The following is a 5814-nucleotide window of genomic DNA, read 5'->3' on the forward strand; positions in this document are numbered from 1 at the left end:
CATCGCCACCCGCTACGACAAGTTGGCCCGAAACTACGCCTCGGCCGTCGCACTCGCTGCCGTCATCGCCTTCTGGTGCTGATCGAGTCCAGACCCTAGAGCAGCGCAGAGCACCTCGTTACGACCTGTTTCGGCTTGGTGAGTTGCAACCTCCGGGTTGGTCGTACCCATTTGAGTGTCTGGTGCGAGAAACCTCGGCTCACGGAGCACTCATCGAGGTGGGGCAGACGGCTGGCTTGCCTGATGAGTTCACGCTCACGATCCAGAGCGCCGGTATCCGCAAGCGCTGTCAGGTGGTGCGCCGCACGGAGCGGTGTCTCGGCGTTGTGTTCACCACCGAAGGAAGAAGCTGATCATTTATCTCTGAGGGTTGATCGGGGTAGCTCGGCACAACCCAGACACAGAAAAGCCCCGCCATGATTGGGCGGGGCTGATGATCTCGTGTACTTAAAGAGGGCTTGAGTGCTGTTAGGCAGCGAGCTTCACAGTCGCAGCAACCGGGGCGTTGTCGTTCACAACAGCAAGCTCACCAGCAGTGATGACGGAGGCGCTGCTCTTCGGGGTCAGGCGGTCAGCCACGAAGGCGACCAGAGCGACGTTGGCAGCACCAGCAGCGACGACAGAGGCGAGAAGCAGAGCGGTCATTGAAGGCTGTCCTGAGAGGCGTTTGCGTTGAGGCGTTTATGACAGCGTCCGCTCCCTTCTGGTATATCAAATACCAAATGTCGGCCATGCGTCTGATGCATAATACGGTCAGATCGATGGCTGAGCCACGCGTTAAATAGACAGCAGGCACACCGAGTAGATCGTTCGCGCCCCGTCGACAGGCATTGGTGACGAAGCACTCAGGCGGCGAGAGTGCTCAGGTAGGCGCCACAGACGCTGCCTGTGAACCGCACACCGGGCTCCAGCTTGCGGCCAGGGCCTCGGGCACGGTAGCCCAGCGGTCGAACTACAAAGGGAGCAAACGACGTGTTCAGCCACATCGTGATTGGCAGCAACGACCTAGCCAAGTCGAAGACGTTCTACGACGCGCTTTTTGCGGCTATGGGTGGCGAACTTGGCACCACGGATACGATGGGGCGCTTGGTCTACGCTCACCGAGGCAGCCGGTTCGTCATCACCAAGCCAATCGACGGGAAGGCGGCGACCGCTGGGAACGGCGGCACCATTGGGTTCGTGAGGGACAGCCCGGAAGAGATCAATGCTTGGCACGAAGCCGGTATCGCCAACGGTGGCACCTCAGCAGAAGACCCGCCGGGAGAACGTAAAAATCCGATGGGCCGGATCTACCTCGCGTACCTGCGCGACCCGGACGGCAATAAGCTCTGCGCCCGCTACAAGTTCGCCGACTGACGCCTATACCTGCCGGTCAACCACCTGGCCTTGGCCGGGAGGAGCCGGCGGCGAGGCCGCCGCTGCTGTGCCAGCCACCAAGTCGGCCACAGCGCGCTGAGCATCGATCTGCTGACGCGCCACGGCGACCCCGATCTGCTGGGTCACGGCGGCAGACTGGATCTGAACAACACTGGAAACGAGGGAAGTCATACCTCTACCTACCAGCGTGGCGTGAACGCTGGGTTACGAGGATACCTCAAATCGCTCCAGGACATGCCCCCCAAGTGTGGTGAGACTGCGCTGGCCGAGACCGACCGCTGCCGGTGAAACGCACACCGGGTTTCGGACTTGGCCCTGCCGCTCGCGCCATCACCGGCCGTGACACGCGCTGACAGCAGCTTAACAGTTTGTTGCCGATGTCTGTTCAGGATGCCTCAACCTTTGGAGGATCGATCCCATGCGCATGCTGCTGATCAAGGATGACGCCTCAGTCGCGGCAAACATCGAACTGATGCTTAAGTCCGAGAGCTTCAACACCTACACCACGGATCTGGGTGAGGAGGGCATCGATCTTGGCAAGCTAAGTGCTCGTGCGCAACAGGCGGATATTAGAGACGTCACGCCGCCTCAAACGAAGTCAACGTCGGCTGAGCTACGATATCGGCTTCGACAGCCATCAATCTACTTGGCTAAAAATGTCCGTAAAACCACTGTAAAGCTGACGCTCAAATCCGTCAGGGAAAGCTGCTTAGAATTCAAAAATCCGAGGGAGCCGTTCGCCGTCCGAGCAACCTGGAAGCAGGATCGGTCAGACCACGTGGTTCCGAGGAGGACGCTTCGGGATCACACCTATGATCTCGCTCGCTCCGAAAGCATCACCGCGCGTTTAGCTCGCATCGACGCCAGCAGTCCCTCTATGGTCGTCAGGGCTCGCTCAGCCTCGTCAGCGGGCTGATCATCCGAGAGGAGGTCGGCAATGCGCAGCATCTGATCAACCCGGTGCGCTTCCGCTTGGGCGATCAGGGTGCTCAGAACGGTGAGTGGATCCTCGCCTGCCTCGGCCATACCCCGCCCCTGCCTGATTTCGGATATGACCATCCTACATCCCGATCCGATCGTGATCGGCCTTTCAGCGAGCCCCGCCGCCTGATCTGATAACAAGCTGGCGGGGCACATCGTGGCAAGGCACGACGGAGCCGATACGCAACATGGCTCGGATGAAGGTTGGCTGAGGGCAGTTAGCTAAGCCTGAACTCCGTTATGGCTTCCAACTCCCAGATCGGGAGTTCAGGTAAGCCGCAGTACGCTCGCTGACTTGGAGGATATGGAACCACTTGGGCCCTTAGGAGGGCCAGTGCGTCAGCGGGCCGGCGTTTGCGACGGGGCCTTAAAGCTTCATCGGGCAGGTGAGGTGTCGCCTCTCATGGCGCCCGAATGTCCTGTAATGGAAATCCCCAGACGGCATTTGGCCTCGTTCCACGGCTCGGGCGACATCCGGGTTGCAACGCAGGTACTCGTCTTCGTCGAACTCAGCCTCAGGTTCCTCTTGGGACCCACGATCACGCTTCTGTTCCCGGTTATCCTTGTCGTACCCGCGACCGAACTGGCGATCCCGATTTTCATCGTATCTGCGACGCCGCTCGTTATCTTGGCCATTATCGTAGCTGCGGCCGCGTTCACGTGATCGATCATCATCGTCATCGTACCTGCGACCATGACCACTGCCGTTGCGCTCGCCATAGCTTCGATTGCCATACTCTCCCTCGTCGGAACCGTAGTCACGCCCCCCTCGCTGGGCTGAGGCCGAGCTTATCGCGCCCAAAAAACTCAAACCTACGAGTGCTGTAACCCACAGCATCCTCATGCGGAGCTCCTCCTATAGCAGCGTCAAACGTGTGAAGTGCTCGTTCCAGTTCGACGACCAAGCGTCATCTTTAATGGACCAGCTTGGCCGTCACATGGGCGCGCTGCGCTTAGCGTCCCAAGTTCACATCCTGTCAGCCGCAAGTGCGACGATAACGACGACAATTACCCTGCCCTTCCTCACCATAGCGATCCTTGTTCTCGCAAGCGTCGCGAAGCTCGCGGCACATCCGACGATAGCGGCGCTCTTCACGCTCTTCGCGGAAACCGCGCCCATCATCGACTTCCACACCGCCAGGGCCGAACCGGAAACCCTGCGCAAAGCTGGAGGTATCTTGGAGTAGCAGGCCGCCAAGGGCCGCAGTCACGAGCAGAATTTTACGCATTAGAAGCTCCATATTTCCTGAGCTATCGAGGCAGGGAGCCAAACGCCCAGCCGCCAAGAACGGTTCGTTCAGCCCCATAAGACTTCCACACTCAGGCTTGGACGCTCGTTGGAGATGACCGCATCGTCTTACAGCTTGTCCGAAAAGATTGCCGCCGCCATCGCATAAAAATGACCGTAACGCTGACGCTCAACTCGTCAGGCAAGGCTGCTTGGAATTCAAAAAGCTCGGGATATCGGGCGCAGCGCGACCGAGCCAATGCGGAGCCGTTCGCGTAAGCGGCAACCTGGACGCGGGCTTTATGGAACCCTGCGGCAGGTGCTACCGGGTCCGCCGCGTTCCACTATCGCGAACTGCACGCGTGAGAATGACACGATGAGCGAGACACGACAGGACACCCACCCCTACGCCCTGCATGTCACTCCAGACTCCAAGGCCCCAGGCAGCTGGAACTGGACGATCCGACACGAAGGCAGGGTTTTGCAGCGTTCAGATCGGCGGCAACCCACGGAAGAAAAGGCGCGGCGCGAGGGGCTGGAGACAATCGAGAAGCTTCAGCACGGGCACGGCGACCGGCGTTGAGGTTTCAAGGAGTGACGGTCGATAGCCGTCGCTCGCCATCCTACAAGCCTACGGACATGGCGGTCTCCGCCTTGGGAGGGTCGGCCCTATTATACCCCTTCGCCACGATTTCCCAGAAGTCCGCCAGCACACCTTCCGGCAGCGACTTCAGACGTGCGTTTATGGCATCGCGGGCTGCACTGGCGAACGTCTCAGTCTCTTCGACGCTAAACACGGTAGCAGCCACGGTAAGGTCCTCCTCCGGAGCCGAGGTTAGCCCTGCGAACTTAGCAATTGTCTATGAGAAGCCAATCCACCCCTACATCGCCACGCCCAATGTGTTGAGCGCACATCGCAAGATTGACCGGTAAACCACGGTTTTCTCCCCCTAAAATCCTGTCAGGTTGAATGTCAGGGAAGGGGTACATTCTCGGGCAGGCATACCTGCGCATCATATCACCACCTCTCACAGGCTGATGAAAGATGGTGCTTGCCGGGAGGGGGAGGCGCCCGCTACAAGCCGGCAGCCCAGACATAAAAAGGGCCGCCCACAAGGAGCGGCCCGAAGTCTAGGGAGGAAACACCCAACTAAGGGCCAGCGCGGCGACGCCATCGCCGCGCTTTCGAGCTTTGCATGTCTCACGCTGATCGCCCGGCCTCAATCGCTCAGTTATCAGACGTGGCATACCAGCGGTGCATAGCTACGCCGGATGGAGGGTCTACGCGCGAACCCCTCTTTCCAGACTGGCATGCCTCCTTAGAGGAAGCAGCACGGCGCGCGTGGTTAGAAGAAGGGTGACAGCCGGTCAGATCGGAGCGAAACTCTCTTCATGAGACTAGGGCGACCAAAAGCCTGAGCGTCTCGGGAGGGGGCACGGGCGGAGTGTGCCATGCCAACATACTTCTTCGATGTGCAATCCCGGTCCGGCCTGGTGTGCCTGGACTATCAGGGGCTGGACTGTCTCGATGATGACGCTGCGCTGACGTTGGCTCGCCATGGCGCTGGGTTTACCTCGCATGGGGACTGCACTCGCAATCCGCAGCTGACCAGCTACAAATTCGCAGTGGCTGACGCTGAGCATCGACCGCTGTTTACGGTGCCGTTCACAGACCTGCTGCCGGACGAGGATGCCCCGTCGGCCTCACGTAAGCGTCCGCCTCGCTCATCCAAGCATCGACCGTCATCAAGCCAGCCTGTCTGAGGCGGGATGATTGTAGGGGAAGCTCTATGCACCGCCAAACTGCAACAGTGCTCCGCCTTGGAGGATAAGCCGCAATGCTTCAACGCTCGTGGGTCCGGCGCTTCGGCCTTGCACTCACCGTTCCATGCGTGCTGCTGGCGTTCGCGCTGGCCGGTCACGCCGTCTGGGAAGCTCGGCCTCTTCCTGCCTGTCTCTCAGGTGGGCTCGACCCTCTTCATCCCGCTCAAAAGTGTCGACGTGTGACGATGATGGGGGGCGTTCCCGTGACTGGGGCTGTTGGAGGCTCTTCCCTCAAAGTGGTTGAGCAGGGCAGCGTGTCTGGGATGCCGGATCTGCGTCCTGCGGGGCTGGCTGTCGTCTTGGCTCTAGGGTGTGAACCGAACCAAGACGTTGCGAGAGTTCTGGTTTTGTGATTCAGAGCCGCCGTTTGCAGCACGGAGGCGGCGATGGTGGACCTGTTCTGG

Annotated in this window: 5 protein-coding genes and 1 pseudogene; 4 read left to right on the forward strand and 2 right to left on the reverse strand. The window is 60.0% G+C overall.

The genetic code is table 11. The features are described 5' to 3' along the window. Nucleotides 1–468: 468 nt before the first annotated feature. Entirely contained in the window at nucleotides 469–645 is a 177-nt protein-coding gene (locus ASF57_RS26450; protein WP_200935873.1) for a hypothetical protein, read from the reverse strand. Between the two features lie 327 nt (nucleotides 646–972). On the opposite strand from ASF57_RS26450, the gene ASF57_RS14440 reads away from it, so the two are divergent. The 3 genes and pseudogenes from ASF57_RS14440 (at nucleotide 973) to ASF57_RS25790 (ending at nucleotide 3022) form a co-directional block, all read left to right on the forward strand. Then, complete coding sequence (locus tag ASF57_RS14440; RefSeq protein WP_056484638.1) at nucleotides 973–1356, forward strand: VOC family protein; 384 nt, start codon at nucleotides 973–975, stop codon at nucleotides 1354–1356. A 439-nt stretch (nucleotides 1357–1795) separates the two neighbouring features. Continuing rightward, nucleotides 1796–1921: pseudogene (locus ASF57_RS24835) on the forward strand (DNA-binding response regulator); the annotation flags it as partial. A gap of 840 nt (nucleotides 1922–2761) precedes the next feature. Next, nucleotides 2762–3022 (forward strand): hypothetical protein, encoded by a 261-nt coding sequence (locus ASF57_RS25790; RefSeq protein ID WP_156376148.1) that lies wholly within the window; start codon nucleotides 2762–2764, stop codon nucleotides 3020–3022. Between the two features lie 313 nt (nucleotides 3023–3335). Here the strand turns inward: ASF57_RS25790 and ASF57_RS26980 are convergent, their stop codons facing one another. Next, nucleotides 3336–3587 (reverse strand): hypothetical protein, encoded by a 252-nt coding sequence (locus ASF57_RS26980; protein ID WP_082503985.1) that lies wholly within the window; start codon nucleotides 3585–3587, stop codon nucleotides 3336–3338. Nucleotides 3588–3962: 375 nt separating this feature from the next. Here ASF57_RS26980 and ASF57_RS25795 point away from each other — a divergent pair, with 375 nt between their 5' ends. Beyond that, the gene (locus tag ASF57_RS25795) at nucleotides 3963–4169 is read left to right on the forward strand and encodes a hypothetical protein (protein ID WP_156376149.1); all 207 of its coding nucleotides are present in this window, start codon (nucleotides 3963–3965) and stop codon (nucleotides 4167–4169) included. The last annotated feature ends 1645 nt before the right edge of the window (nucleotides 4170–5814 follow it).

Origin of the sequence: Methylobacterium sp. Leaf117 (assembly GCF_001422985.1) — a bacterium.
Taxonomy (GTDB): Bacteria; Pseudomonadota; Alphaproteobacteria; order Rhizobiales; family Beijerinckiaceae; genus Methylobacterium.